This is a genomic window from Azorhizobium oxalatiphilum (genome assembly GCF_014635325.1).
In the GTDB taxonomy this organism is placed as follows: Bacteria; Pseudomonadota; Alphaproteobacteria; order Rhizobiales; family Xanthobacteraceae; genus Azorhizobium; species Azorhizobium oxalatiphilum.
Genome location: NZ_BMCT01000001.1, coordinates 1,269,782 through 1,296,052, shown reverse-complemented (window position 1 = coordinate 1,296,052; position 26,271 = coordinate 1,269,782). Strand labels below are relative to the sequence as shown.

Sequence of the window (26,271 nt, the reverse complement as noted above, 5' to 3'; positions counted from 1 at the left end):
AAGGGAAATTTTAAGGCACGGATATCCTTGGACTCCACCCGGCCTGCCCCCTCCCCAACCCTCCCCCGCAAGCGGGAGAGGGGGCGCGTTGCACGGGAGGGAGCACGGGCTCCATGTGCGGAAGGGAAGCGCGTTGCGCGGGAGGGAGCGCGGGCTCTGTGCTCGGAGAGGGAACGCCTTGCGCAGCGGAGGACGACGTCCAGGCCAGCGAACGCGTGCCCTCTCACGCCTCCACAACCACCCCGCCGATGTTCGCCGCGAGGTTGGCGAAGAACTGGTCGGCGGTCTTCTTGGCCACGCTGTTGATCATGCGCGCGCCGAGCTGGGCGATCTTGCCGCCCACATTCGCCTCAACCGTATAAGCCAGCGTGGTGCCGCCCTCGGGGGCATCCGCGAGGCGCACGCGGGCGCCGCCCTTCGCGAAGCCGGCGATGCCGCCCTCGCCCTCGCCCGAGATGAGATAGGAATTGGGCGCGTCGATCTCGGTCAGGGTCACGGCGCCCTTGAAGGTGGCGCTCACCGGGCCGACCTTCAGCTTCACCGCCGCCTTGAAGGCGTCGTCGCCGGTCTTCTCCAGCATCTCGCAGCCGGGAATGCAGGCGCGCAGCACCTCCGGGTCGTTGATCTTCTCCCACACGGTGGCGCGGTCGGCGGGGAGCAGGATCTCCCCTTCCATGGTGAGGGCCATCTGAAATCTCCGAAAGTGACGGGACAGGCGCGCGACGGTCCGCCACCCCCGGCAGCTTCGGCAAGGCACGGGGCCATGACGACGCAACCCGATGGGCAGCAGGGCTCACAGCCCGGATGGGCCGAAGCGCAGATGAGGATGGCCTCCCGGCGGCGTGCGAGAAGTGGCGCGCCCGGCACGTCGGCGAGGTGCCCCGACCATAGACGCGGCCTTTTCGCCTGACAACGGCAGATGCGGATTTTCGGGGTCGCTCCCGCGCCGCCGGCCGGCCGATGCCGGGCCACCATTGCGGACCATGGACGCCACCGGCGCGGACGGTATAGTGTCAACGCCGGTTTCCGAGGCACCCATTCACGGGCGCACGTGCAACCCAATCGACGGAGACTCCGGTGAGCGACACGCAGAAGCCCGACAGCGACGTGACCCTTCAGGCCGCGACCTCCGAGGTGCAGGCCACGCCGGGTGTCGCCCTGTCCGATGGCGAGCTGGACGCGGTTTCCGGCGGCGATGCCTTCTCCAGCCTGCCCTTTGGCAATCTCGTCGGCGGCCCGCTCAATGCGGTCAATGATGCGAACAGCAAGGCCGCGAACGTCACTGCCGACTTCATCAACAAGGTCGGCTTCAAGCCCTGAGGTCGTGAGGTTGGTGGCCCCGCCTCAGCCGTCCGCCAGCAGATGCGCCCAGTCGGCGGCAAGCTCCGCCCGCAGGTGCTCCCCCAGCGCCGCGACTGGCGCAGGCGCCTCGCCCTCCCCGTCGTGCGCGATCCAGTAGGCCACCACCTTTGAGCGGGCGCTACCCAGCGCCGGCATGGTCTTCACGCTCTGGCGCAGCCGGCGCGCCGCCGCCTGCTCGCCCGCCATCCAGACATAGCCCGTGCCCTCCGGCAGCGGCAGCAAGGCGAACGCCTCCTCAAGGCAACTGGCGCACACGCCATTGCCCCGGCCGTGCACCGTGCTCACCGACAGGCGCGGATGGGCCGGCAGAGCCTGCACATGCGCGGCATCCGCCACCTCCACCACCACCCGGCTCGCCACATGGGCCGGTGTCTGCTCGATGAGGCGGGCCAGCGCCGGCAGGCCGGTGGCATCCGCCAGCAGCACCTGCCAGCGGTGCCCCTCCGGCGGCTGGTAGAGGCCGCGCGGATTATTGATGACGATGGTGTCGCCGGGCTCGGCCGCCTGCGCCCAGCTGGAGGCGATGCCGCCCTCATGCACCACGAAGTCCACATCCATCTCGCAGGCCGCAGCATCGAAGCGGCGCACCGTATAGGTGGAATAGCGCACCGGCGGCCCCTCCTCCGGGAAGGTCCAGCGCCCGTCCGCATCGATGGCGGGCAGCGGCAGGGTGCCGGTGTCGGGGTCGCGGAAGAACAGGCGAATATATTCGTCGCCGATGCCCGTGGAGCGGAAGGCATCCAGCCCGGAAAAGGTGAGGCGCACCATGCCGGGGGTCAGCAGCCGCCGCGCGATTACCGCCGCCTCATGAAACGTCGCCCGCTGGGAAACCTGCTGTTCCATAAGTCCCGTCCGCGCAAGGAAAAGGGAAGGCCGGGCCCCCGCGCCGTTGTTCGGCACGGCAGGACGCCCGCGGGACAGTGCTCATAAAGACCCGCCGGACAATTGGAAATGATTTTCACAAAATTCAGATTATAATACTTATAAAGTAAGTAGATTGATGCCGGAATGTCGGGATGTTAAAAACAGCTTGCGATCTTATTGCGTCGCTGTGGGGATCCCTTCTTCATGTCCAAGCCGCTGGACACGGCCGCGCGCCTTGAGGATTTCGAGCGTCTGTACAGCGCCGAGCAGCGCCGGCTCGAACGTCTCGCCGCGCGCCGGGTCGGCCCTGCGCATGCGGCCGATGTGGTGCAGGAGGTATTCGCGGCTTTGTGGGCGCGCACGCGCGGCGAGAGCAGCTATTCGGCCGCTTATCTGTCCGGCGCCACCAAATTCGCCGCCATCAGCCTGCACCGCGCCGAGCTGCGGCGCAGCCGCCTGCTGGAAACCCTCACCGAGGAACAGTATGCCGCCCCCATCGCCCCGCCCGATCAGGTGGTGGCCGCGCGGCAGGATCTCGGCCGGCTGCTGGAGACGCTGGCGGCCCTGCCCGCCCGCACCCGTCAGGTGTTCCTGCTGAACCGCATGCACCAGTGCACCTATGACGAGATTGCCGAAGCGCTTGGCATCTCCTATGCCACGGTGGAACGCGACATCGCCCGCACGCTGCTGGCGCTGCGGGCGACGCTGGAGCCGGATCGGGGCAGGTGAAATCCGCCCCGTAAATCCGCCTCCAGAGCTTTGACACCCCCGAGGTTCCGGCAACGGACAAGGACATGACCAGCCGCTCACCCACCTTTCCCGCCGCCGGAGGAAGCGCCGATGCCGCGCCCGCCGATGCGCGGGTGGAAAGCGCGCGGGTGGAAAAGGAAGCGGTGGCCTGGTTCACGCGCATGAACGGCCGCCCCTCCTCCGCCGACCGGCAGGATTTCGCGAACTGGCTCGCCGCCCCCGCCCATGCGGACGCCTATGCGGATGTGCGCGCCTTCTGGGATCAGCTCGGCCCGCTCTCCGCCGATCTGTCCAGCCCCTTGCCCGGGCCGGAGACGGGCGTGCTCGCCGGGCCGCTGGCGCGCATCGAGGATATCCGCCGCAAGCGCCGCATGGGCAAGGCCGCCTCCGGCATCGCGCTGGGGCTCGCCGCGCTGCTGCTGGGCGGCTGGCTGTGGCTCGACCATCCCCACCTGCTGCAGGATCTGGCGGCCGACCACGTGGCCCCGCGCGGTCAGATGCGCACGGTCGCGCTCGCCGACGGCTCCACCGTTCTGCTGGATGCGGACAGCGCCATCGACGTGACGCTCAGCCTCAAGGCGCGCCGGGTGAACCTGCTGCGCGGCACAGCCTTCTTCCAAGTCCAGAAGGGACCCGTGCCCTTCATCGTGGAGGCCCGCAACGGCGAGGCCCGTGTGCTCGGCACCACCTTCGAGGTGGCCGCCCACGAGAGCGATGCCGAAGGCGTGACCGTGACGCTCGCCACCGGCAGCCTGAAGGTGGACCTCACCGACCGCACGCAGGACGTGCTGCTGAAGCCCGGCGAGAGCGTGGACTACGGCGCCGCCGGCCTCGGCCCGCTGCGGCAGGTGGATGTGGACGAGGCGATGGCGTGGCGCACGGGGCGCTACATCTTCACCAACGCGCGGCTGGCGGATGTGCTGGAGCGCATCGGCCGCTATCGGGACGGCCGCATCGTGCTGTTGTCCTCCACGCTGGCCGACATGCGGGTGAGCGGCAACATCTCCCTGCGCGACACCGACGCGGCGCTGGCCGCCGTACGCGCCACGGTGGGCTTCCCCATGCACAGCCTCGGCAAGGTGACGGTGATCGGACCTTGAGGAGGAAAGGGTTGCGCCCGGCTGGGTTCCGCCCGGCCTGCCCCTCCCAGCCGCGCCTAACAGAGCTGGTGCCTGACCTGAGGGACACGTCGCCCATGCCCGCTGCCCCTCCCCGCCCCCTCGAAAAAATTCCGAAAATCCGTGAGGGTGTCCCCGCCCGGCAGGCGACAGACAGATGAGAGCACGCCGCGCGGCCCCGGTTCGGGGCGCGCTTGCGCGGGGCCAGTCGCGTTGAAGGGATGGGTGGGATGAAGGGCAGCACCGGAGCCGGCACGAAGGCGCAGTGGCTCGCGAGCACGTTTCTGGCGCTCGCGACCGCAGGCACCGCCACGATGGCGCCCGCCGTCGCGCAGGCGCAGGCGCAGACCTTCAGCTTCAACATCCCCCAGAAATCCATCCGCGCGGCCATGAACGACATCGTGCGCGTGACCGGCATCGACGTGGTCTTCGCCGAGACCCCCGCCGCCTCGCGCACCGGCAATGCGGTGCGCGGTTCCATGACCGCCGGACAGGCTGTGGAGATGCTGCTGGCCGGCAGCGGCCTCACCTATCGCTTCAGCAACGCCACCACCGTGCAGATCTATGATCCCGCAGCCCCCCGCGCCGGCCTTGCGGGCGGCACGGACGGCGCCATCGCGCTCGACACCGTGGACGTGACCGGCGATCGCCTCCCCGCGCCCTATGCCGGCGGCCTGATCGCCACCGGCGGCGGCCTCGGCGTGCTGGGCGAGCGTAGCGTCATGGACACGCCCTTCACCGTCACCAACTACACCTCCAAGCTCATCCAGGAGCAGGGCGCGCAATCGGTGGCGGACGTGGTGCGCAACGATCCCGCCATCCGCAACGTGGACCCCACAAACGTCGGCAACGCCAACTATTTCCTGGTGCGCGGCGTGCAGGTGGGCAATGGCGCCATCGCCTATCAGGGCCTGTTCGGCATCGCCCCCAACAGCCAGTCCACGCTCGCCGGCATCGAGCGGGTGGAGATCCTCAAAGGCCCCGGCGCCTTCATCGGCGGCATCTCGCCCTCGGGCGTCGGCGCGGTGATCAATCTGGTGCCCAAGCGCGCGGGTGACACGCCGCTCACCAACCTGACCACCATCTATATGAGCGATGCCCAGTTCGGCGGCCATCTGGATGTGGGCCGGCGCTTCGGCGCCGCCAACGAGCTGGGCGTGCGCGCCAACCTCTATTATCGCGACGGCGACACCCCCATCGCCCAGCAGTCGCAGGAGCTGCTCAACGGCACGGTGGGTGTGGACTATCGCGGCGAGAAATTCCGCTGGTCGCTGGATTTCGGTCATCAGGTGCTCAACACCGACCGCATGAACAACACGGTGACGCCGGCCGCCTGCAACGCGGCGATCTGCCCGCCCATCGCCAAAGCCCCCGCGCCCACCCATGCCTGGGTTTCGCCGTGGAACTATTCGGACTTCACCGATACCTACGGCCTCGCAACGGCGGAGTATGACTTCGCCCCCAACTGGACCGCCTATGCCAAGGCCGGCTTCGACACCACGGACTGGGACCAGCTGGTGCAGGCGGGCACCAACCTGCAGACCAACGGCAATTTCACCGCCACCACCTCGCGCTATCTCATCGACATCTCCCGCCGCTCGGGCGAGACCGGCGTGCGCGGCGAATTCGATACCGGCCCGCTGAACCACAAGGTGACGCTGGCCGCCAACACCTACATCTTCGACCGCAGCCAGGCCAACCAGCCCTCCGGCGCCTTCGCGCTGCCGGTCAGCGCCTCCAACATCTACAATCCCGCCTTCGTGGCCGAGCCCACGGTGCCCTTCATGGTGCCGGCGCAGCAAAGCTCCATCACCTTCACCTCCTATGCCGTCTCCGACACGCTCTCGGTGCTGGATGAGCGCATCCAGCTCACGCTCGGCCTGCGCCAGCAATATGTGCATGTGGAGAATTACAGCATCGCCACCGGCGCGCAGACCAGCCTCAACGACAGCGACGCCCTCACCCCCATGATCGGCCTGGTGGTGAAGCCGTGGGAGAACGTCTCCCTCTACGCCAGCTATGCGGAGGGCCTCACCGCCGGCGTGGTGGTGCCCACCACCTATGCCAATGGCGGCGAGGTGCTGCCGCCTTATGTGACCAAGCAGTATGAGGCCGGCGTGAAGGTGGATTGGGGCAAGCTGCTGACCACGGTGAGCCTGTTCCACACCACCCAGCAGTCCGGTATCGCCAACCTCGCCACCAACACCTTCACCGCCGATGGCGAGACCGTCTATCGCGGCCTTGAGTTCGACGTGGCGGGCGAGATCCGGCCCGACCTGCGGGTACTCGGCGGCTTCGTGCTGCTGGATGCGGAGAACACCCGTACCGCCAACGGCACCTATGACGGCAAGACGCCCACCGGCACGCCGGACTACACCGCCAATCTGGGGCTGGAGTGGGATCCCTTCTTCCTGAAGAACCTCACTTTGACCGGCCGCCTGAACGCCACGGGTGCGGCCTGGGCCAACAGCATCAACAACCAGAAGCTCCCCGCCTGGACCACGTTCGATTTCGGCGCCCGCTATGCCTTCGAGCGCGAGGGCGGCAAGCCGGTGATCGTGCAGGCGAACCTGATCAACGCCTTCAACAAGGGCTACTGGACGGTCTATCCCGGCTTCGGCCTGCTCTATCCCAGCGAGGCGCGGACCTTCCAGATCTCGACCACGTTCCAGTTCTGAGTTCCATGGGGAGGGGCATCTCCCGGCGCGGCGTGCTCGGGGGCCTGATGGGCCTCGGGGGCGCCGTGCCTGCGTTCCGGCTCGCCGCTGCCGCCCCCGCGCAGACGCGGGCCGGCACGCCGCCCGGCGCCACAGGCATCCCCGCCGACCCGCAGCGTGTGATCGCCATCGACAGCCGCATCAGCCTGGAATGCGCCCTCGCCCTCGATCTGCCGCTCATCGGCTACAGCCACAGCCGCGCCCGGCCATGGGTGCCGGTGCCCGCCAGCGTGCCCTTCCTCGCCGCCCCGCCGGACCTTGAGCAGATCCTTGCGCTCAAACCCGATCTCATCCTCTGTCCGGACACCGCGCCCGCCTCCGACTGGTGGCCGCTCACGCGCCTTGCCGCCATCGCCCCGGTGCTGCCCAGCAATCACCGGCTCACCTGGCAGGAGAACCTCGCCAGCCTCGGCCAATGGCTCGGCCGGGAGGCGCTGGCGGAAAAGACCATCGCCGCCCATGCCGCCGTCATCGCCTCCATCCGCGCCCGCCATGGCGCGGCAATCGCCAAAAACCTCGTGGCCGCGATCTGGTTCGATCCCATCAAGCGGCGAACCATGGTGAGTACGGCGGGCACCGGCTACGGGCAGGTGATGCCGGCGCAGGTGCTGGCGGAACTGGGCGGCCATGGCATCGATGCCGCCCGCCTCGGCCCCTATGGCGAGGTGGCGCTGGAGGCACTGGGCGACGTGCTCGGCCCCGCGGACGCCATGCTGTTGCAGGATTTCGGCAATGGCGCGCTTGAGGCGCTCACGCGCGAGGCGCTGTGGCAGCGCCTGCCTGCCGTGCGTGCCGGGCGGGTGGAGATCGTGAAGGGCAATTGCACCTTCGGCGCCTGCTACACCGCCGCCTATCTCGCCACCGCGTATGATGCGCTCTATGCGCGGGCCACCGCATGAGACCCCGTCGCCTCCTGCGCGCGGCCGGCGTGCTCGCCCTCAGCCTCGCTTTGCTCGCCCTCGCCGTTCTGGCCGGGCTGGCGGCGGGGGCAAAGCCGCTCTCCCCCGCCGCCGTGCTGTCGGCACTCATGGGCCAGGGCTCCGATGAGGCGCTGATCATCGTGCGCGAGCTGCGCCTGCCCCGCGTGCTGCTGGGGCTGGCGGTGGGGGCCGCGCTGGCGGTGGCCGGCGCCATCATCCAGTCCGCCACCCGCAACCCTTTGGGCGATCCCGGCCTGCTGGGCATCAATGCCGGGGCGAGCCTCGCCGTGGTGGTGGGCGCCGGCGTGCTGGGCCTCACCGGCACCGGCGCCCTGCTCGCGCTGGCGGCGATGGGCGCGGGGCTCGCTGCGCTGGCGGTGGGAACAGTCGCCGGCGGCCTGAAGGGCGGCGTGCCCCCGGTGCAGCTCACGCTGGCGGGTGTCGCCGTGGGCGCGCTGTGCTTCGGCCTCGCGCAGGGGTTCGCGCTGTCCGATCCCGAACGGTTCGACCTCGTGCGCAACTGGCGCGTGGGCGCGCTGGCGGGCGATGCGCGTGTCATCCTGCCCGCCGTGCTGCCCGCCATCGGCGCCGGGCTGGCGCTGGCGGCGCTCCTTGCCCCCCGGCTCAACGTGCTGACGCTGGGCGCGGACCGGGCGGCGGCGCTGGGCCTCTCCGTGGCGCGCACACAAGTGCTGTCCCTGCTTGCGGTGATCCTGCTGGCGGGCGGTGCCACCGCCGCCGCCGGCCCCATCGCCTTCGTGGGCCTCGCCGCCCCGCACATGGCCCGCCGCCTCACCCTTGCCGATGAGCGGCAGGTGCTGGCCAATGCCGCCGTGCTTGGCGCGGCCCTGCTGATCGCCGCCGATGCGCTGGGCCGTAGCCTCGCCGCCCCCTCCGAAGTGCCGGCGGGCGTGGTGACGGCACTCATCGGTGCGCCGGTGCTCATCGCGCTCGCCCGCCTGCGCTGGCGCCGGGTGGCCCTGTGAGCACCCGTTTGAGAATGTCCGCCGGACCCTTCCCCCTCCCCAACCCTCCCCCGCAAGCGGGAGAGGGAGCCTGTCGCGCCAACAGTCCTGACCGGTTCGAAAGCCTGGCGGGGAAAGCCCTCTCCCGCTTGCAACCGGCTCCTGCCGGTTGCGGCAACGAGGTGCAGAAGTCGGAAACATCCGACTTCTGTGCGGGGAGGGTTGGGAGGGGGCAGGCGAGGCCGGTCACAATGCGCATGGCTGCAAGCTGATGGGGATTTCCAAAGGGGCTATGAGCGACACCCCCCTGCCCCGCCGCCCCGCCCTGCGCGTCGGTGGCCTGTCCCTGCCGGTGCGCCCGCGCGCGCTCATCGTCTGCCTCGCGCTGCTCGCCGCCTGCGCCCTGCTGGCACTGGCCGGGCTCTCCCTCGGCACGCTGCGCCTTGCCCCTGCCGACGTGCTCCGCGCCCTCGCCGGCACCGGCGGGCCGGATCTGCATCTCGTGGTCATGGAGTGGCGCCTGCCGCGCATTGCCGGCGGCCTGCTGGTGGGGCTGGCGCTCGGCCTTGCGGGCGCGCTGTTCCAGACCCTGCTGCGCAATCCGCTGGGCAGCCCGGATGTGATCGGCTTCGATGCCGGCTCCTTCACCGGCGCGCTCCTCGTCCTGCTTGCCGGCGGCGGCCCGGTGCTGATGGCGGCGGCCGCCTTCGCGGGCGGGCTGCTGGCCGGCGGCCTCGTCTATGGCTGCGCCGGGCCGGGGCACGCGCAGCCGGGAAAGCTGGTGCTCATCGGCATCGCGGTGGGGGCACTGTTCACGGCGCTCAACGACTGGATCATCATGACCGTGCGGCTGGATGCGGCGGTGGCGGCGGCGAGCTGGAAGCTCGGCACGCTGGCGGGCATGGATGCCGGCCGCCTCGCGCTGGGCGCGATGCTGCTGGCGGGCATCCTGCCACTGGTGCTGGCCGCCGCCCGCGCGGTGCGGGCTCTGGAGCTGGGGCCGGACAAGGCGCAGGCGCTGGGCCTGCGGGTCGGCCGGGCACAACTGGCGCTGGCCGGTCTCGGCCTTCTGCTCACCGCCATCGCGACCTTGCTGGCCGGCCCCATCGGCTTCGTCGCCCTCATCGCCCCGCAGGTGGCACGGCGGCTGTCCGGTGGGCCGGGGCTGCCGCTTCTGGCCTCTGGCCTCACCGGTGCGGTGTTCCTGATGGGTAGCGACCTCCTCGCCCGCACCGCCTTCGCCCCGCGCGTACTCCCCGTGGGCGCGGTGACGGCGGCGGTGGGCGGGCTCTATTTCGCGGCCTTCCTGCGGGCGCGGCTGCGGGGGGAGCGGGGATAGGAAGCGATGATAAGCATTTGCCCAAGTATGGAACACCGCGTCCACCCAACAGAGCATCGTCATCCCCGGACTTGATCCGGGGATCCACGTCAGGCCGACAGCGGCCCGCGCGAGAACCGGCAAGCGGCGACCGTTCGCGAACATGTCCACGCCCCACCCGGCGGAGGGACGTGGATGCCCGGGTCAAGCCCGGGCATGACGAGTGGAGAGGGTGCGAACACGACCATAAGGGCCGCAAGCCCCGACAACGTGACTGACTGCCCGGACCGCCCCTCGCCCCTCACGCCACCTTGCGCTTCTCCACCAGCTGGGCGAGCTTGCGCAGCACCTGCAGCGTGCCCTTCACGCGGGCTTCCGCATTGGCCCAGTCGCGCAGGAACACCACCTTGAAGTCCGGCCGCACCTTGGCCTGCGGGCCCTCGGCATTGATCATCTGCACAAGGCCGGACGGATCGGCGAACTGGTTCTCGCGGAAGGCCAGCACCACGCCCTTCGGGCCGGCGTCCACCTTCTCCACGTTCGCGCGGCGCGCCAGCGTCTTGATCTGCGAGAGGCGCAGCAGGTGGGAAACCTCCTCCGGCGCGGGGCCGAAGCGGTCCACCAGTTCGGCGCCGAAGGCATCCAGCTCCGCATCCTCGGTGATGTCCGCAAGACGCCGGTAGAGCGCGAGGCGCACGTGCAGATCGGTGACGTAATCCTCCGGGATCAGCACCGGCATGCCGATGGTGATGTTGGGCGACCACTTGTCGTCCACATAATCGGTGATGCCGGCCTTCAGATGCGCGATCGCCTCCTCCAGCATCTCCTGATAGAGTTCGTAGCCCACTTCCTTGATGTGGCCGGACTGCTCGTCGCCGAGCAGGTTGCCCGCGCCGCGAATGTCCAGATCGTGGCTGGCGAGCTGGAAGCCCGCGCCCAGATTTTCAAGCGATTGCAGCACCTTCAGGCGCCGCTCCGCCTGCGTGGTCACGGGCTTGGTGGCCGGCACGGAGAAGATGGCATAGGCGCGCGCCTTGGCCCGGCCCACGCGCCCGCGCAACTGGTAGAGCTGGGCGAGGCCGAACATGTCGGCGCGGTGCACGATCAGCGTGTTGGCATTGGGCACGTCGAGCCCGCTCTCCACGATGGTGGTGGAGAGCAGCACATCATACTGGCCGTCGTAGAAGGCGGTCATGATGTCTTCCAGCGTGCCCGCCGCCATCTGGCCGTGGGCCACCGCCACCTTCACTTCCGGCACCGACTTTTCGAGGAACTCGCGCACCTCGGCGAGATCGTCGATGCGCGGCACCACATAGAAACTCTGGCCGCCGCGATAGCGCTCGCGCAGCAGCGCCTCGCGCACGATCAAAGGGTCGAACGGGGTGATGAAGGTGCGCACCGCGAGGCGGTCCACCGGCGGGGTGGCGATGAGCGACAGCTCACGCACGCCGGTCATGGCGAGCTGCAGCGTGCGCGGGATCGGGGTCGCGGTCAGGGTCAGCACATGCACTTCGGCGCGCAGGGCCTTCAGGCGCTCCTTGTGGGCGACGCCGAAATGCTGCTCCTCGTCCACGATGACGATGCCCAGATCCTTGAACTGGATGCTCTTGCTCAAGAGCGCATGGGTGCCGACCACGATGTCCACGGTGCCGTCGGCAAGGCCCTTCTTCACGGCGGTGAGGTCCTTGCCCGTCACCATGCGGGAGGCCTGCGCCACATTCACCGGCAGGTCCTTGAAGCGTTCCGCAAAGGTGCGGAAATGCTGGCGGGCGAGCAGTGTGGTGGGCACCACCACCGCCACCTGCTTGCCGGACAGCGCCACCGCGAAGGCGGCGCGCAGCGCCACTTCGGTCTTGCCGAAGCCCACGTCGCCGCACACGAGGCGATCCATGGGATGGCCGGAGGAGAGATCGTCCAGCACCGCCTCGATGGCGGCTTCCTGATCGTCCGTCTCCTCATAGGGGAAGCCGGCGCGGAACTCGTCATAGAGACCGGCGGCGGGCACGAGGCGCGGCGCCTGCGACAGCTTGCGCGCGGCCGCGATCTTGATCAGCTCACCCGCCATCTCGCGGATGCGCTTCTTCATGCGCGCCTTGCGCTGCTGCCAGCCGCCGCCGCCCAGCTTGTCGAGCTGCGCCTCGGTATCCTCCGAGCCGTAGCGGGTCAGCAGTTCGAGATTCTCCACCGGCAGGAACAGCTTGTCGCCGCCGGCATAATGCAGCTCAAGGCAGTCATGGGGGGCGCCCATGGCCTCGATGGCTTTCAGGCCGATGAAGCGGCCGATGCCGTGGTCCACATGCACCACGAGGTCGCCGGCGGTGAGCGAGGTCAGCTCGCCGATCACGTCCTGCGGGCGGCGCGCCTTGCGCTTCGGGCGCACGAGGCGGTCGCCGAGAATGTCCTGCTCGCCGAGGATGGCGAAGTCCGGCGTCACGAAGCCGCGCTCAAGGCCGTAGATGGCGAGCGTCACCTTGTCGCGCGGGGTCGGCTCCACGGTGGCGAACTTGGAGATCGGCACCAGTCCCTTGAGCCCGTGATCAGCCATCACGGTGGCGAGGCGCTCGCGCGAGCCTTCCGACCAGCCGGCGAGGATCACCTTCTTGCGCTGCTCCTGCAGTTCGCGCACATGGGCGATGGCGGCGTCGAAGACATTGGCCTCCGGGTCCGCCCGCTCGGCGGCGAAGGAGCGGCCTTCCACGCCGGCCACGTCGATCACCTTGCCCGCCCCGCTTTCAGGCACGGCGAACGGGGTGATGCGGGCAAGCGGGGTGCGCTCCAGCGCCCCGCGCCATTCCTTCTCCGTCAGATACAGACGATCGGGCGGCAGCGGCTTGTAGACCGCGCCCGGCGCGCCGGAGGTCAGCGCCTCCTGCCGGGCGGCGTAATAATCGCCGATCTGGCCGATGCGCTCGGCGGCGGCATCCTCGGCCTGCGCCTCGATCACGAGGGGCGTGCCGTCCAGATAGTCGAACAGCGTGTCGAGGCCGGTGTGGAACAGCGGCAGCCAGTGCTCCATGCCCGCATGGCGGCGGCCTTCGCTCACCGCCTCATAAAGCGTGTCGCCCTTGGTGTTGGCGCCGAACTCAGCCAGATACGCCATGCGGAAGCGGCGCATGGTCTCGGTGGTGAGCTGGAACTCAGCCATGGGCACCAGCTCCAGCGCGGACAACGTGCCGGAGGAGCGCTGGGTCTCGGGATCGAACGCGCGGATGCTCTCCAGCGTATCGCCAAAGAAATCGAGCCGGATCGGCGCATCGAGGCCGGGCGGGAACAGGTCGATCAGGCCGCCGCGCACCGCATATTCGCCGGTGTCGCGCACGGTGGGCGTGCGCAGATAGCCGTTGCGCTCGGCCCATTCGGTCACGCCTTCCAGCGCGATGGCATTGCCCGGCCGGGCGGAAAGCGACTGCGCCGCCAGCAGCTCGCGCGCCGGCACCCGTTGCACGGTGGCGTTCACCGTGGTGAGCAGCACGCTCACCGAGCCGCCCTTCACGCGGGCAAGGCGCGCCAGCGTCGCCATGCGGCGGGAGGTGATGGCGGCGTTGGGCGAGGCGCGGTCATAGGGCAGGCAGTCCCACGAGGGGAAGCTCAGCACCTCGATCTCGGGCGCGAAGAAGGCGAGCCCGCGCTCCAGCGCCGCGAGGCGGCGGCCGTCGCGGCAGATGATGGTGAGGCTCGGCCACGGCGCATCCTTCCTGGCGGCGGCGCTGCGGGCAAGGTCCGCCACCACCAGCCCCTCCATGCCCTCCGGCACGCGGGAGAGCGTGAGGGGACGGCCCGGAGCGAGATCTTCGGCGAGGGAACGGGGACGCTTCACGGGGGTCTATCCAATCAAACAGCGGCGGGCGACGGGGGCTTGAGGGGCGCTCAGTCCGGCAAAGCGCTTGGCGCGCTCAGTCAGGTAACGAGCCGCCGGCGAGGTGCCACCCCTGGATGCGGCGGAACAGCGGGGTCGCCACCTCTTCGGGGGCGGGGATGGAGCCGCTCACCCAGTTGAACAGGTCCGGATCCTCGATCAGCAGCATCTGCTCGAAGGCATCCACCTCGTCCTCGGTGAGGAGCGAGATATGGGCATCGGCGAAGCGACCCATGATGAGGTCCATCTCGCGGGTGCCCCGGTGCCAGGCGCGGAACATGATGCGGCGGCGCCGCACATCCAGACCGGCGCTCGAAATCTCGCTTCCCGACATGGGGCCTCTCCTCTCGCGACTGACAAACACGAACGCGGCCGGGCCGCGAGGCCCGTCCGTTGAGGCGTATATAGAGGCAATGCGGGGATGGCGGAAGCGCGGGCGGCGCATGGCTGGCAGAGAGAGGCCGGGCGCGTGGCTGGGGGGTGGGGTTGGGGACAGGGCTTGCGGTGGAGAGCCTAAGACTGGCGGCCGGCCATCGGTTCGGGCGCGCCTTTGCCCCCTCCCTAACCCTCCCCCGCAAGCGGGAGAGGGGACCTGTCGCGCGTGGCCGCAAGGCCCGCCCTCTCTCCCGCGCCTGCCAGAAAAGCCCTCTCCCGCCTGAAACCGGCTCATGCCGGTTTCGGCAACAAGGTGCCGAAGTCGGAAACATCCGACTTCGGTGCGGGGGAGGGTTGGGAGGGGGCAGTCCGGGTGGCAGCTCGGAGACATAGCTACCGGCGCGCCTTAACTTTGCCCCCGCCCGCCGCTAGAGTGCCCACCGATCCAGAGGGAAGGAGCCCGTGTCGTGAACAGCAGCCGCATGACCCAGTCGAACCCATGCGCCCGCTCCAGCTTCACGGCACCTCATGTCACGCACCTCCTTCCTCACGCTCGACTCCGTTTCCGCCACCACGCCTGACGGCCAGCGCCTCTTCCATGATCTGAGCCTGTCCGTCGGCCCCGAGCGCGTCGGCCTGATCGGTCGCAACGGCTGCGGCAAGTCCACGCTGCTGCGGCTCATCGCCGGGGCGATGCCGCCCGCCGCCGGCTCCATTCTGCGTGCCGGCCGCATGGGCAGCCTCGCGCAGGAGTGGCCCGCGCAGGAAACGGTGGCCGAAGCCCTCGGCGTGGCCGAAGGCTTGAAGGCGCTCGCCCGCATCCTAGCCGGCGACGGCGGGGCGGAGGATTTCGAGACTGCTGACTGGGAGCTTGAGGCGAACCTTGCCGCAGCGCTGGCGGCGGTCGGCCTGCCGGGCATGGATCTGGAGCGCGCCATGGGCACGCTCTCCGGCGGCGAGCGCACGCGCATCGGCATCGCCCGCCTGCGCCTCGAACAGCCGGACCTGCTGCTGCTGGACGAACCCACCAACAATCTCGATGCCGATGGCCGCGCCGCCATCGCGGCGCTCGTCAGTGACTGGCGGGGCGGCGTGCTGGTGGCGAGCCACGACCGCGCCCTGCTTGAGCAGATGGACCGCATCGTCGAGCTGAGCCCCATCGGCATCCGCATCTTCGGCGGCGGCTGGAGCGCGTTCGCGGCCGCCCGCGCCGCCGAGCGCACGCGCGCCACGCAGGAGCTGGAGCGCTCCGAGGCAGGCTTGAGAGACGCCGCCCGCGCCCGCCAGCAGCAGCGCGAGGCGAAAGACCGGCGCGACAAGGCCGGCCGCAGCTTCGCGGCGAAGGGCTCCGAGCCCAAGATCCTGCTGGGCGCCCGCGCCGCCCGCGCGGAGGCCACCGGCGGCCAGCTTCAGCGCATCGGGGAGCGGCAGATCGGCGAGGCCGAGGCAAGGCTTGAAGCCGCCCGCGCGCAGGTGGAGGTGCTCACGCCCCTCACCATTGCCTTGCCGCCCACCGGCCTGCCGGCGGGAACGGAAGTGCTGGCGCTGGAAAACGCGACGCTCCATGCGGGCGGGCGTACCCTCGGCCCGTGGACGCTGGCCCTGCACGGGCCGGAGCGGGTGGCCCTCACGGGGCGCAACGGCGCGGGCAAATCCAGCCTGCTCCGGGTGGCGGCGGGGCTGGCGGCGCCCGCCACCGGCATTGCGCGCCGATCAACAGGGCGCGTTGCGCTGCTGGACCAGCATGTGCGGCTGCTCGATCCGGCGCTGAGCATCGTGGAGAATTTCCGCCGTCTCAATCCGGCGCTGGAACGGCAGGCGGCGCATGCGGCCTGCGCCCGCTTCGCCTTCCGCAATCGCGATGCGGAGAAGGCGGTGGCCGCCCTCTCCGGCGGTGAGCGGCTGCGGGCGGGCCTCGCCTGCCTGCTGGCGGGCGCGCAACCGCCGTGGCTGCTGATGCTGGACGAGCCTACCAATCATCTCGACCTCGCCTCCATCGAAGTGCTGGAAGAGGCGCTGCGGGATTTCGACGGCGCCCTGCTGGTGGCGAGCCATGACGACGCCTTTCTCGATGCCATCGGCATCGGGCGGCGGCTGGTGCTTACGGGATCTCAGCCCATGGCCTGAGACGGGATCGCCACCGGCCGCCCGCCAACCTGCCGGGCGGGATTGCCCACCACAGTGGCGCCGCGCGGCACGTCCTTCGTCACCACGCTGCCGGCGCCGATGATGGCGTTGTCGCCCACATGCACGCCGGGCAGGATGATGGCGCCGCCGCCGATCCAAACGTCGCGGCCGATGACGATGGATTTTCCGAATTCCAGCCCCGAGGCGCGCTCGGCGGCATCGCGGGGATGATCGGCGGTCAGGATCTGCACGGCGGGGCCGATCTGCGTGCCGTCGCCGATGGTCACTTTCACCACGTCGAGGATGACGCAGTTGAAATTGAGGAACACCCGGTCGCCCAGCTCGATATTGCCGCCATAGTCGCAGAAGAAGGGCGCGCGCAGCTCCACCGCCTCGCCCACGCTGGCGAAGCGCTCGCGCAGTAGCGCGAGACGTTCGGCGTCCGAAAGGCCGAGCGCATTGTAGCGGGCCATCCAGTCTGCGGCGGCTCGGCGCTCGGCCACCAGTTCCGGATCGGCGGCGAGATAAAGCTCGCCCGCCAGCATCCTGTCCCGTTCAGTGCGCGCCATTGCTGGTCCTCCCCTGTTGCAGCAACGCCGGATTGTCCGGCTTCAGCTCTGCAACGCCCGAGAGCGCCATCCTGTTCGATGTTTTTTCGCCGGCTTCGGCGGAGGCGGCCTACTTCACGCCTTCAAAAACCTGCGCCAGCCGGGTCATCAGCGGCTCGTCGGTCTGCTCCACGCGCAGCGGCGTCACCGAGATGCGGCCCTCCTCCAGTGCCCGCACGTCGGAGCCCGGAGAGGTGGGCGAGGTGCGGCGCTCGAAGGCGATCCAGAAATAATCGTTGCCCCGCCCGTCCTTGCGCGGCTCGATGCGCATGAGCTTCTGGTCGCGCCGGCCCTGCGCGGTCACGGCGATGCCCGCCACCTGATCGGGCAGGCGATCCGGGAAATTCACATTCACCAGAATGCCCGCCGGAATGCCCTCGTCCAGCAGCGTGCGCACCACCTTGGGGCCATGCGCCTCGGCGGTGGCATAGGTCGGATTGTCCCGCGTCGCCGGCCCGAAGGACTGCGACAAAGCGATGGAGGGAATGCCGAGAATGGTGCCCTCGATGGCGGCCGCCACCGTGCCGGAATAGCTCACGTCCTCGGCGATGTTCTGGCCCCGGTTGACGCCGGAGAGCACGAGATCGGGCGGATTGTCGATGAGCAGATGGCGCACGGCCATGATCACGCAGTCGGTGGGCGTGCCCTTCACCGCATAGCGCCGCTCGCCCACCTGGCGCAGGCGCAGCGGATCGTTGAGCGAGAGCGAATGGGCAACGCCGGACTGGTCGGTCTCGGGGGCCACCACCCACACGTCATCGGACAAAGCAGCGGCGATGCGGGCGCAGGCATCGAGCCCCGGCGCGTGGATGCCATCGTCATTGGTCACAAGAATACGCATGCGCCGCCTCCGCCTGAGCACGGGAGGCGGATGCACCGATCGGACTGCCTCCGACCCGATCCGCCCCCTGTCCGTCCTCCGGCCGGGCCGAAGGTCAGGCGGTGCTTACAGGCTGGGGCGCGGGACTGCAACGAAACGAAAAGCCGCCCCGGCCCGACCGGCCGCAAGGCGCGGATCAGGCGAGATATTCGGCGGCGAGCTTCGGCAGCCGCCGCTCCATCTCCGCGCCGTCCTCGAAATCGAATCCCCAGTCCGGATCGGCCGGTTCGTCGCTGGCCGCCTCGCCAGCGATGGCGGGGAAGGAACCGCCGGCCCGCGCCCGGAAGGCATCGGACATCACATAGCCGAACGGCTCGAAGGTGGCCTCGTCCATCTCCACCCCGAGGGCGGCGAGCGTGTCCGGGTCGCGCATGGCCGCTTCCGTGATCGCCTGCCCCCGTGAGATCAGCCAGCTGCGGAAATCCATGAAGCCGTCGTCAGAGCAGCCGCCGTTCATCAGATAGGCCGCCGCCCACAGGCGCCAGGAATAGAGCTGGTTCTTCACGCCATGGAACAGATGGATGAAGTCCACCAGTTCCTGGTCGGTGAGCGGCTCCAGCTGCGTGGCGAGGCGCGCGCACTGGTCGCCCACGTCGGCAGGCAGCGTGGCGTCGATGCGGGTCCAGAACCATGTCCGGTCGGCATCCGAGGCGAGGGTGCGGGCGGGCTGGAGCCGGGTGATGGCGGCCATAAGCGGATCTCCTCAGGATTCGTCCGGCAGCTTAAGGCGGCGCTCGCGCCGGGCGCGGTCAGTCCCTACCGTCCGCACGAATTTCAGTCACACTGAAATGATCCAGCTTTTCATTGCCGCTGAAATTCGCCTCTGCTAAACCTGCTGTCATGAAACTCGCCGACTGGCTCCTGAATGCCGGCGTCACCCGCAGCGCCTTTGCCCGGCAGGTGGGCCTCTCGCCCGCCAGCGTCACAGCCTTGTGCAATGACGACAGCGCCTGGCTCTCCCGCGAGAGCGCGCTGAAGATCGCCGACGCCACCGGCCATCAGGTAACGCCCAATGACTTTCTGGGGCTGCCCGCCCCGAGCATCCGAGGTCTTCCCGTGATCGACACTGCCCAGTCCCGCGTCCAGCTCGCCATCGAAGCCATCGCCCGTGGCGAGATCATCGTCGTCACCGATGACGACGACCGTGAGAATGAAGGCGATCTCATCCTCGCCGCCTCGCAGGCCACCCCGGCGAAGCTCGCCTTCCTGATCCGCCACACGTCGGGCATCGTCTGCACGCCGCTGCCGCCCTCCGAGGCCAAGCGCCTGCGCCTCGACCCCATGGTGTCGAACAATGACGCCCCGCTCGGCACCGCCTTCACCGTCTCCATCGACGTGAAGCACGGCACCACCACCGGCATCTCGGCGGAAGAGCGCACCAACACCGTGCGCGCGCTCGCCAATCCCAACATGGGCGCCGCCGATTTCGTGCGCCCCGGCCACGTCTTCCCGCTCATCGCCAAGGAAGGCGGCGTGCTCATGCGCTCCGGCCACACGGAAGCCGCTGTGGACCTGTGCCGCCTCGCCAACGTGCCGCCCATCGGCGTCATCGCCGAGTTGGTGAATGACGACGGCACCGTGAAGCGCGGCCCGCAGGTGGCGGCCTTCGCGCAGGAGCACAATCTGCTCTCCATCTCGGTGGCCGACATCATCGCCTACCGGCAGGCGCGCGAGAAGCTGGTGACGCGGGCCGCCGAATTCCCGGTGCCCACCTCGGTCGGCGAGATGCAGGGCTTCTCCTATCTCACCCCGTTCGATCAGGTGAACCACCTCGCCCTCGTCTATGGCCGCATCGGCGATGGCGAGAACGTGCTGGTGCGCCTGCACCGCGCCGATCCGGTCTCCGACGCCTTCGGCGGCGCCAAGGTGATCCAGAAGGCGCTGGAGCGCATCAAGCAGGAAGGCCGGGGCGTGCTGGTCTATCTGCGCGACGGCACGGCGGGCGTGCCCGCCACCGCCATCGGCGCGGGCGAGAAGAGCTCCAGCGAGGTGGAGCGCGATGCCCACTGGCGCGAGGTCGGCCTCGGCGCGCAGATCCTGCGCGATCTCGGCGTCACCTCCATCCGCCTCATGGCCTCCAAGGCGCGCACCTATGTGGGCCTGTCCGGCTTCGGCATCGAGATCACCGAGACCGAGCACCTGGAAGGCTGAGGCGACCGACTTCCGGCCGTCTTCGAGACAGCAACGGCGCGCCTTATGGCGCGCCGTTCGCGTTTCAGCCCGCCCCTACCCCACCCCCTTGTAGCGGAAGCTGACCAGCGGCCGGGCATCGGGATCGGCGGCGGCGCGCGCGGAGGGGTAGATGTCCCAGTCGAAGATCGAGGCATAAGGCGGCGCGATGGCCGCCACCGTGCCGCCGCCCGCCAGATTGTAGCCCGCCACCGGGACCGCATCCGTCGTGCCTGCGGGCGCCTGCCGGAAGCCCAGCACCGGGCCGGCGTCGGTCAGATGCACCACGCCCGCGCCGGGGCCGGGATCGGGCTCGAAGGCGATCAGAGCCGGCGACGCCATGGGGCGCAGAACCCAGTCATGGCCATAGGACAGGCAGCGCGTGCCGGCCTGCGGCCCGTGCAGCACCGCTTCCATGGCCGAGGTGCCGCCGGGAGGATCGGACAAGGGAATCAGCAGCACCCCCTCTGTTGTGATGCTGATCACCAGCGCGACGCCGCGGGCGTCGGTCCAGTCCACCACCAGCAGCTCCCCCGCCGCCACCTCGCGCAGGGCCTTCAATGCCAGCGGACTGTCGAAAATCATGGGCGCCCCCACTTGATCGCGTGCACAACGGGCACCGCACCGCAGCAATTCCCAGCGATCCCGCAAGCTTAGCAGATAATGCAGCGCGGGCGAGCAAAAGGCTTGCGGACAACTTAAGTTTCTGCCTTGATAGTGGCTAGGAAATAGAGCGTTCCCAATAATTTAGCCGTTTCAAGCTATCTTCCCCTCCCCGTCCGGGAGGCTTGCGTTCAGGGCGTTCGGGCCGTTGGGCCCGCTATTTCACGCCATGCGTTTCGGGTTCAGCGTTCCAGATATTCCTGCCCCCGCAAGGGCGGCTGCCGCGCATACCTCTGCCGTCTTCCCGGTTCGGTTCGTGTCGCTTTTTCCGTGCCCTTTTTTCCTGTTCGTGCCTGTTGCCGGTCTTCCCTTTTTGCCGGTCGCGCCATTGCCATTGCGGATTTGCTTTTCGAGGCCTTGCCGTCTTGTGAGCTGTCGATCCACTCCATGGAGGCGCACATGTCCTGGCTGCATTACATCCTCAACCAGTCCCCCGAGATCGCGCTCTTCCTGTCGCTGGCCGTCGGCTACTGGATCGGCAAGTTCCAGTTCGGCAAGTTCCAGCTGGGCGGGGTCGCCGGCTCGCTGCTGGCCGCCGTCATCATCAGCCAGGTGGGCGTGAAGATCGACAACGGGGTGAAATCCGTCCTCTTCGCCCTGTTCATCTATGCGGTGGGCTTCGAGAGCGGGCCGCAATTCTTCCGCTCGCTGGGCCGCAAGTCGCTGCGCGAAATCCTCATGGCGGCGGTGCTGGCCCTCTCCGGCCTGCTCACCGTCATCGTCATGGCCCGCCTGTTCGGGCTCGACAAGGGGCTGGCGGCGGGCGTGGCTGCGGGCGGGCTCACCCAGTCCGCCATCATCGGCACCGCCGGTGCGGCCATCTCCAAGCTGGGGCTGGCGGCGGACGAGGTGCAGCGCCTGCAGGGCAATGTGGCCGTGGGCTATGCCGTCACCTACATCTTCGGCTCGTTCGGGGCCATCCTCGTGTGCGTCAACGGCCTGCAATGGCTGATGGGCCGCACCATCCATGACGATGCGCTGAAGGCCGAGGCGGAGCTGCTGGCCGGCGCCCATGTGTTCGGCACCGGCGAGCAGCCGGCGCTGCCGGACCTGGTGGGCCGCCTCTACAAGGTGGAGCGCGCCGCCGGCAGCACCGTGGCGGGGCTGGAGGGGGACACGACCCCCGGCGATGTCTGCATCGAGCGGGTGAAGCGGAAGGGGGCCATCATCGGCCTTCAGCCGGATCTCAAGCTGGAAACCGGCGACATCGTGCTGGTGGTGGGCCGCCGCGCGGGCGTGGTGGGCCTTGAAGACGCCATCGGGCCGGAGATCCAGTCCTCCGAGGGCATGGACGTGGTGACGCTGACCCGCGACGTGGCCGTCACCAATCCGGAGCTCACCAAGCGCACCATCGGCGAGATCCGCGCCGCCACCAAACCGGAGACGCGCCACGGCATCTATCTGCTGGCGGTCAAGCGCGGCGGCCAGCCGCTGCCCCTGACGCCGGACACGCTGATCCAGCCGGGGGACGTGGCCACCTTCTACGGCTCCGCCGACGACGTGCAGCGCGTGGTCAAGGTGGTGGGCGCGCCGATCATTCCCTCCGACAAGACCGATTTCGTCTTCCACGGCCTCGGCCTCGTGGTGGGCCTGCTCATCGGCCTCATCGTCATCCGCCTCGGCTCCATTCCGCTCACGCTGGGCTCGGGCGGCGGCGCGCTGCTGGCGGGCCTGCTGTTCGGCTGGATCCGCACCCGCAACCTTGCCATCGGCAACATGCCCACGGGCGCCTCCACCTTGCTGCGCGATCTCGGCCTTGCCGGCTTCGTGGCGGTGGTGGGCCTGCAATCGGGCCTGCAGGCGGTGAGCACCATCGCCGATCGGGGCATCTCGCTGTTTCTCATCGGCGTGGTCGTGACCATCGTGCCCCTGGTCATCACCATGCTCTTCGGCCGCTATGTGCTGCGCTACGACAACGCCGCCATCTTCGCCGGCGCCCTGTCCGGCTCGCGCAGCGCCAACCCCGCCTTCGGCGAGGTGCTGGACAAGGCCGGAAACTCCATCCCCACCACGCCGTTCGCCATCACCTATGCGCTCGCCAACGTCTTCCTCACGCTGCTCGGCCCGCTGGTGGTGGCCTTCGCGTGAGCGTTTCGGGAGGGACGATCATGACAACCGACTATGCGCAATATGCGAAGCTGAGCCCGTTCGAGCTGAAGGATGAGCTGATCAAGCTCGCCTCCTCGCGCGAGAACCGGCTGATGCTGAATGCCGGGCGCGGCAACCCGAACTTTCTCGCCACCCTGCCCCGGCGGGCTTTCTTCCGCCTCGGCCTGTTCGCCACCGCCGAGGCGGAACTCTCCTTCTCCTACATGCCCAACGGCATCGGAGGGCTGCCCAAGATCGAGGGCATCGAGGGCCGGTTCGAGCGTTTCGTGTCCGATCATCAGGACCAGCCCGGCGTGGTCTTCCTCGGCCGTGCCCTCTCCTATGTGCGCGACCAGATCGGCCTCGATGGCTCCGCCTTCCTGCATGAGATGGTGGAGGGCATTCTGGGCAGCAATTATCCTGTGCCGCCGCGCATGCTGAAGCTGTCTGAAAAGATCGTGCGCGAGTACATCGTCAAGGAAATGATCGGCGGCTTCATACCGAGCGGCAGCGTCGACCTGTTTGCGGTGGAGGGCGGCACCGCCGCCATGGCCTATATCTTCAACACCATGAAGCAGAACGGCCTCGTGAAGCGCGGCGACAAGGTGGCCATCGGCCTCCCTGTCTTCACGCCCTATATCGAGATCCCGGAGCTGGCCGAATACGGCCTGCATGAAGTGGCCATCAATGCCGATCCCAACGCCGGCTGGCAGTATTCGGACGCGGAGCTGGACAAGCTGCGCGATCCGGCGGTGAAGGTGTTCTTCTGCGTCAATCCCTCCAACCCGCCATCGGTGAAGATGGACGATGCCGGCCTTGCCCGCATCGCCGAAATCGTGAAGGAGCGGCCGGACCTCATCATCCTCACCGACGATGTCTACGGCACGTTTGCGGACGATTTCCATTCGCTGTTCGCCGTGTGCCCGCGCAACACCCTGCTGGTCTATTCCTTCTCGAAGTATTTCGGCTGCACCGGCTGGCGGCTGGGCGTCATCGCCGCCCACAAGCAGAATGTGATGGACGCGCAGCTTGAGGCCCTGCCCGAGGACTTCAAGAAGGAGATGGATGTCCGCTACGGCTCGCTGCTGCCGGATGTGCGCTCGCTGCGCTTTATTGATCGGCTGGTCGCCGACAGCCGCGCGGTGGCGCTCAACCACACCGCCGGCCTCTCCACGCCGCAACAGGTGCAGATGGTTCTGTTCTCGCTGTTCGCGCTCATGGATGCGGGCGATGGTTACAAGAAGGAACTCAAAACCCTGATCCGCCGCCGCGAGGCCGCCCTCTATCGCGAGCTGGGGCTGGAGCCGGAGAGCGATCCGAACGCGGTGGATTATTACACCTTGCTCGACATGAAGGAGATCGCGCGCAAGATCTATGGTGACGAATTCTCCGACTGGCTGGTGAAGCGTCCGGGCGCGAGCGATTTCCTGTTCCGCATCGCGGACGAGACGGGCATCGTGCTGCTGCCGGGCAGCGGCTTCGGCGCCCAGCAATCGGCGGGGCGCGCGTCTCTGGCGAACCTCAACGAATATGAATACGCGGCCATCGGCCGGGCCCTGCGCGGCATGGCGGATGAGCGCTATGCGGAGTTCAGGAAGGAGAAGGGGAAGGGGTGAGGCGGGGCAGCCTGAGGCAGGGCGTGCGGGAGGGCGGATCGGCGAGCGGCCGCAAACGCCGATCGGAGGGCGGCCGCCTGTGTGTGGCGCCCCACGCTGCCCCCTCCCAACCCTCCCCCGCAAGCGGGAGAGGGCTTTCCCGCCCGCAGGTGAAAGCCCAGGCTGTGTTTTTCAACCGCTCAATATTGCATTCCAAGGCCCGTCGTCCGGGCACTCCCCACCTCGCCTGCGCAACAGGTCCCCTCTCCCGCTTGCGGGGGAGGGTTAGGGAGGGGGCACGGCGCGACATCCGATGCCCGCGCACTCTCGCCACACGCGCCTCACCTGCCTCGCTCATACCCCCTGGAGCGCCAGCACCTATCCCGCCAGCACCTGCCCCATCAGCGCCTGCTGCGCATATCGGGCGGGCGGAAGGCCAACGTGGCGGGCGAAGGCGGCGGAGACGGCGCTCGCCGGGCCATAGCCCACCTTCAGCGCGATCCCGGCCATGCTCTCCCGCCCGCCGGCCACCAGATGGCGGGCGGCGACCGATCCCGCCGCCCCCATGCGCCAGCCGGCCGGGGTGGATGCCGTGGCTGTGGCGGAAAGCCTGCGCCGCTGACCGGCGGCGGGCGCTGCCGCAGGCATTCCGGCCCCCTGCCGCAGACGGGGCGGATGGCCGGGCGGCAGCACCCGACATGGCCCGTGCCACGCCCTGCCGGTAACAGGGGGCGCCAGCCCTTCCGCGAGGTCATATGAACACGCGGCGATCTGGCAACATCCGCTCTTTTGCCGCGACCGTATCAATGGCAGCATGACCAAAGTGTCGCACGCCTGAGCCGGCCGCCGAGCCGGTAGCGGAGGCTGCCGAATGGGACGCTGGACAGTCAGACGCTGGATCGAGAACGGCTTGACCATCGGGCGCCGAACCATTGGTTCCCGCATGGAAGCGCGCCGCACCATCGGTTCCCGCATCGCCGAGGGCCGCGAGGCGGATCGCCCTCATCGAGGACGTCGCTTCGCCTGCCTCGCCCTCGCCGCCGCTCTTGCCGCAGGTCTTGCCGGCGCCCTGCCCCTCCCCATGGCGCAGGCGGCCGGCGTCTCCCGCTCCACCGCCCTGCCCACGGTGGACGTGGCCCTCGTGCTGGCGGTGGACGTCTCCTATTCCATGGATGTGGAGGAGCAGGCGCTGCAACGGGAAGGCTATGCGCAGGCCCTCGTCTCCCCGGAATTCCTCACCGCCCTGAAGCTCGGCCCCAACGGGCGCATCATCGTCGCCTATGTGGAATGGGCTGGAGATGGCGAGCAGAAGCTGGTGATGCCGTGGCGGATGATCGACGGGCCGGAGAGCGCCCGCGCCGTTTCCGCCGAGATCGCCAGCGCCCCGCTACGCCGGGTCTACCGCACCTCCATTTCCGGCGGCCTGCTGTTCTCGGCGGCGCTGTTTCCGGACAGTGGCTACAAGGCGCTCCGGCAGGTGATCGACGTCTCCGGCGACGGGGTGAACAATCAGGGCCCGCGCGTCGATACCACCCGCGACGAGGTGGTATCGCGCGGCATCACCATCAACGGCCTGCCCCTGATGCTGAAGCGGCCCAATTCCGCGTCCCTCGATATCGAGAACCTCGATCAATATTACGAGGACTGCGTGATCGGCGGCCCCGGCGCCTTCGTCATCCCGGTGCGCGAGCGCGAGGAATTCATCCGCGCCATCAAGACCAAGATGGTTCTCGAGGTGGCGGGCGTGAAGCCACCGCCGCGCGCGCCCCTGGTGGTTCCGGCCGTCAACCCGCCCCGCGTCTCCTGCACCGTGGGCGAGCGCATCTGGGGCGAGCGCTGGAATAATTGAGCGGGGCGGGGCGTCGCTCCCGAAAGGGATACAGCAAACCCAAATAC

At 69.0% G+C, this 26,271-nt stretch carries 22 protein-coding genes; 12 read left to right on the top strand and 10 right to left on the bottom strand.

Annotation, left to right across the window (positions count from 1 at the left end; all coding sequences use genetic code 11):
* Nucleotides 1–223: 223 nt before the first annotated feature.
* Nucleotides 224–688 (bottom strand): SRPBCC family protein, encoded by a 465-nt coding sequence (locus IEW24_RS05890; RefSeq protein ID WP_188576283.1) that lies wholly within the window; start codon nucleotides 686–688, stop codon nucleotides 224–226.
* Between the two features lie 389 nt (nucleotides 689–1,077).
* Here IEW24_RS05890 and IEW24_RS05885 point away from each other — a divergent pair, with 389 nt between their 5' ends.
* On the top strand, nucleotides 1,078–1,320 hold the full coding sequence (locus tag IEW24_RS05885; RefSeq protein ID WP_188576281.1) for a DUF2589 domain-containing protein: 243 nt from the start codon (nucleotides 1,078–1,080) through the stop codon (nucleotides 1,318–1,320).
* A gap of 24 nt (nucleotides 1,321–1,344) precedes the next feature.
* On the opposite strand, the gene IEW24_RS05880 is transcribed toward IEW24_RS05885, so the two are convergent.
* Nucleotides 1,345–2,205, bottom strand: a complete 861-nt coding sequence (locus tag IEW24_RS05880) for a siderophore-interacting protein (RefSeq protein ID WP_188576279.1) — start codon at nucleotides 2,203–2,205, stop codon at nucleotides 1,345–1,347.
* 225 nt (nucleotides 2,206–2,430) lie between these two features.
* Between IEW24_RS05880 and IEW24_RS05875 the strand changes: the two genes are divergently transcribed.
* The 6 genes from IEW24_RS05875 (at nucleotide 2,431) to IEW24_RS05850 (ending at nucleotide 10,035) form a co-directional block, all read left to right on the top strand.
* A complete protein-coding gene (locus IEW24_RS05875) occupies nucleotides 2,431–2,955 on the top strand; it encodes an RNA polymerase sigma factor (protein WP_188576277.1) in 525 nt (174 codons plus the stop codon).
* A 65-nt stretch (nucleotides 2,956–3,020) separates the two neighbouring features.
* Entirely contained in the window at nucleotides 3,021–4,076 is a 1,056-nt protein-coding gene (locus tag IEW24_RS05870) for a FecR family protein (protein ID WP_188576276.1), read from the top strand.
* A gap of 248 nt (nucleotides 4,077–4,324) precedes the next feature.
* Entirely contained in the window at nucleotides 4,325–6,772 is a 2,448-nt protein-coding gene (locus IEW24_RS05865) for a TonB-dependent receptor (protein ID WP_188576273.1), read from the top strand.
* A gap of 5 nt (nucleotides 6,773–6,777) precedes the next feature.
* Nucleotides 6,778–7,710 (top strand): ABC transporter substrate-binding protein, encoded by a 933-nt coding sequence (locus IEW24_RS05860; protein ID WP_188576271.1) that lies wholly within the window; start codon nucleotides 6,778–6,780, stop codon nucleotides 7,708–7,710.
* Nucleotides 7,707–8,717 (top strand): iron chelate uptake ABC transporter family permease subunit, encoded by a 1,011-nt coding sequence (locus IEW24_RS05855; protein ID WP_188576269.1) that lies wholly within the window; start codon nucleotides 7,707–7,709, stop codon nucleotides 8,715–8,717. The genes IEW24_RS05860 and IEW24_RS05855 overlap by 4 nt, the downstream gene beginning before the upstream one ends.
* 271 nt (nucleotides 8,718–8,988) lie before the next feature.
* On the top strand, nucleotides 8,989–10,035 hold the full coding sequence (locus IEW24_RS05850) for a FecCD family ABC transporter permease (RefSeq protein ID WP_188576267.1): 1,047 nt from the start codon (nucleotides 8,989–8,991) through the stop codon (nucleotides 10,033–10,035).
* A 280-nt stretch (nucleotides 10,036–10,315) separates the two neighbouring features.
* On the opposite strand, the gene mfd is transcribed toward IEW24_RS05850, so the two are convergent.
* Nucleotides 10,316–13,831: a transcription-repair coupling factor gene (gene mfd / locus IEW24_RS05845; protein WP_188576266.1), complete on the bottom strand. Its 3,516-nt coding sequence runs from the start codon at nucleotides 13,829–13,831 to the stop codon at nucleotides 10,316–10,318.
* A gap of 76 nt (nucleotides 13,832–13,907) precedes the next feature.
* Nucleotides 13,908–14,204 (bottom strand): FAD assembly factor SdhE, encoded by a 297-nt coding sequence (locus IEW24_RS05840; protein ID WP_188576264.1) that lies wholly within the window; start codon nucleotides 14,202–14,204, stop codon nucleotides 13,908–13,910.
* Between the two features lie 569 nt (nucleotides 14,205–14,773).
* Between IEW24_RS05840 and IEW24_RS05835 the strand changes: the two genes are divergently transcribed.
* Nucleotides 14,774–16,372, top strand: coding sequence for an ABC-F family ATP-binding cassette domain-containing protein (locus tag IEW24_RS05835; protein ID WP_188576262.1), 1,599 nt, complete (start codon nucleotides 14,774–14,776; stop codon nucleotides 16,370–16,372).
* On the opposite strand, the gene IEW24_RS05830 is transcribed toward IEW24_RS05835, so the two are convergent.
* The 3 genes from IEW24_RS05830 to IEW24_RS05820 form a co-directional block, all read right to left on the bottom strand.
* Nucleotides 16,357–16,941, bottom strand: a complete 585-nt coding sequence (locus IEW24_RS05830) for a sugar O-acetyltransferase (protein WP_188576260.1) — start codon at nucleotides 16,939–16,941, stop codon at nucleotides 16,357–16,359. The genes IEW24_RS05835 and IEW24_RS05830 overlap by 16 nt on opposite strands.
* 109 nt (nucleotides 16,942–17,050) lie before the next feature.
* A complete protein-coding gene (surE, locus tag IEW24_RS05825; RefSeq protein WP_188576258.1) occupies nucleotides 17,051–17,821 on the bottom strand; it encodes a 5'/3'-nucleotidase SurE in 771 nt (256 codons plus the stop codon).
* A 175-nt stretch (nucleotides 17,822–17,996) separates the two neighbouring features.
* Nucleotides 17,997–18,551 (bottom strand): DUF4240 domain-containing protein, encoded by a 555-nt coding sequence (locus tag IEW24_RS05820; protein ID WP_188576257.1) that lies wholly within the window; start codon nucleotides 18,549–18,551, stop codon nucleotides 17,997–17,999.
* Nucleotides 18,552–18,700: 149 nt separating this feature from the next.
* On the opposite strand from IEW24_RS05820, the gene ribB reads away from it, so the two are divergent.
* Nucleotides 18,701–20,011 carry a 3,4-dihydroxy-2-butanone-4-phosphate synthase gene (gene ribB / locus IEW24_RS05815; protein WP_188576255.1) on the top strand — a complete coding sequence of 437 codons (1,311 nt, stop codon included), beginning with the start codon at nucleotides 18,701–18,703 and terminating at the stop codon, nucleotides 20,009–20,011.
* Nucleotides 20,012–20,086: 75 nt separating this feature from the next.
* Here ribB and IEW24_RS05810 read toward each other — a convergent pair whose 3' ends face one another.
* Both IEW24_RS05810 and IEW24_RS05805 read right to left on the bottom strand, forming a co-directional pair.
* The gene (locus IEW24_RS05810; RefSeq protein WP_188576253.1) at nucleotides 20,087–20,614 is read right to left on the bottom strand and encodes a hypothetical protein; all 528 of its coding nucleotides are present in this window, start codon (nucleotides 20,612–20,614) and stop codon (nucleotides 20,087–20,089) included.
* A gap of 260 nt (nucleotides 20,615–20,874) precedes the next feature.
* Nucleotides 20,875–21,081 (bottom strand): hypothetical protein, encoded by a 207-nt coding sequence (locus IEW24_RS05805; protein WP_188576250.1) that lies wholly within the window; start codon nucleotides 21,079–21,081, stop codon nucleotides 20,875–20,877.
* A 10-nt stretch (nucleotides 21,082–21,091) separates the two neighbouring features.
* Here IEW24_RS05805 and aspT point away from each other — a divergent pair, with 10 nt between their 5' ends.
* Complete coding sequence (gene aspT / locus IEW24_RS05800; protein WP_188576247.1) at nucleotides 21,092–22,780, top strand: aspartate-alanine antiporter; 1,689 nt, start codon at nucleotides 21,092–21,094, stop codon at nucleotides 22,778–22,780.
* A 20-nt stretch (nucleotides 22,781–22,800) separates the two neighbouring features.
* Nucleotides 22,801–24,396 (top strand): bifunctional aspartate transaminase/aspartate 4-decarboxylase, encoded by a 1,596-nt coding sequence (locus IEW24_RS05795; RefSeq protein ID WP_188576245.1) that lies wholly within the window; start codon nucleotides 22,801–22,803, stop codon nucleotides 24,394–24,396.
* Nucleotides 24,397–24,753: 357 nt separating this feature from the next.
* Here IEW24_RS05795 and IEW24_RS05790 read toward each other — a convergent pair whose 3' ends face one another.
* Entirely contained in the window at nucleotides 24,754–25,023 is a 270-nt protein-coding gene (locus tag IEW24_RS05790; RefSeq protein ID WP_188576243.1) for a helix-turn-helix domain-containing protein, read from the bottom strand.
* 223 nt (nucleotides 25,024–25,246) lie between these two features.
* Here IEW24_RS05790 and IEW24_RS05785 point away from each other — a divergent pair, with 223 nt between their 5' ends.
* Nucleotides 25,247–26,224 (top strand): DUF1194 domain-containing protein, encoded by a 978-nt coding sequence (locus IEW24_RS05785; RefSeq protein ID WP_373870012.1) that lies wholly within the window; start codon nucleotides 25,247–25,249, stop codon nucleotides 26,222–26,224.
* Nucleotides 26,225–26,271 lie beyond the last annotated feature (47 nt).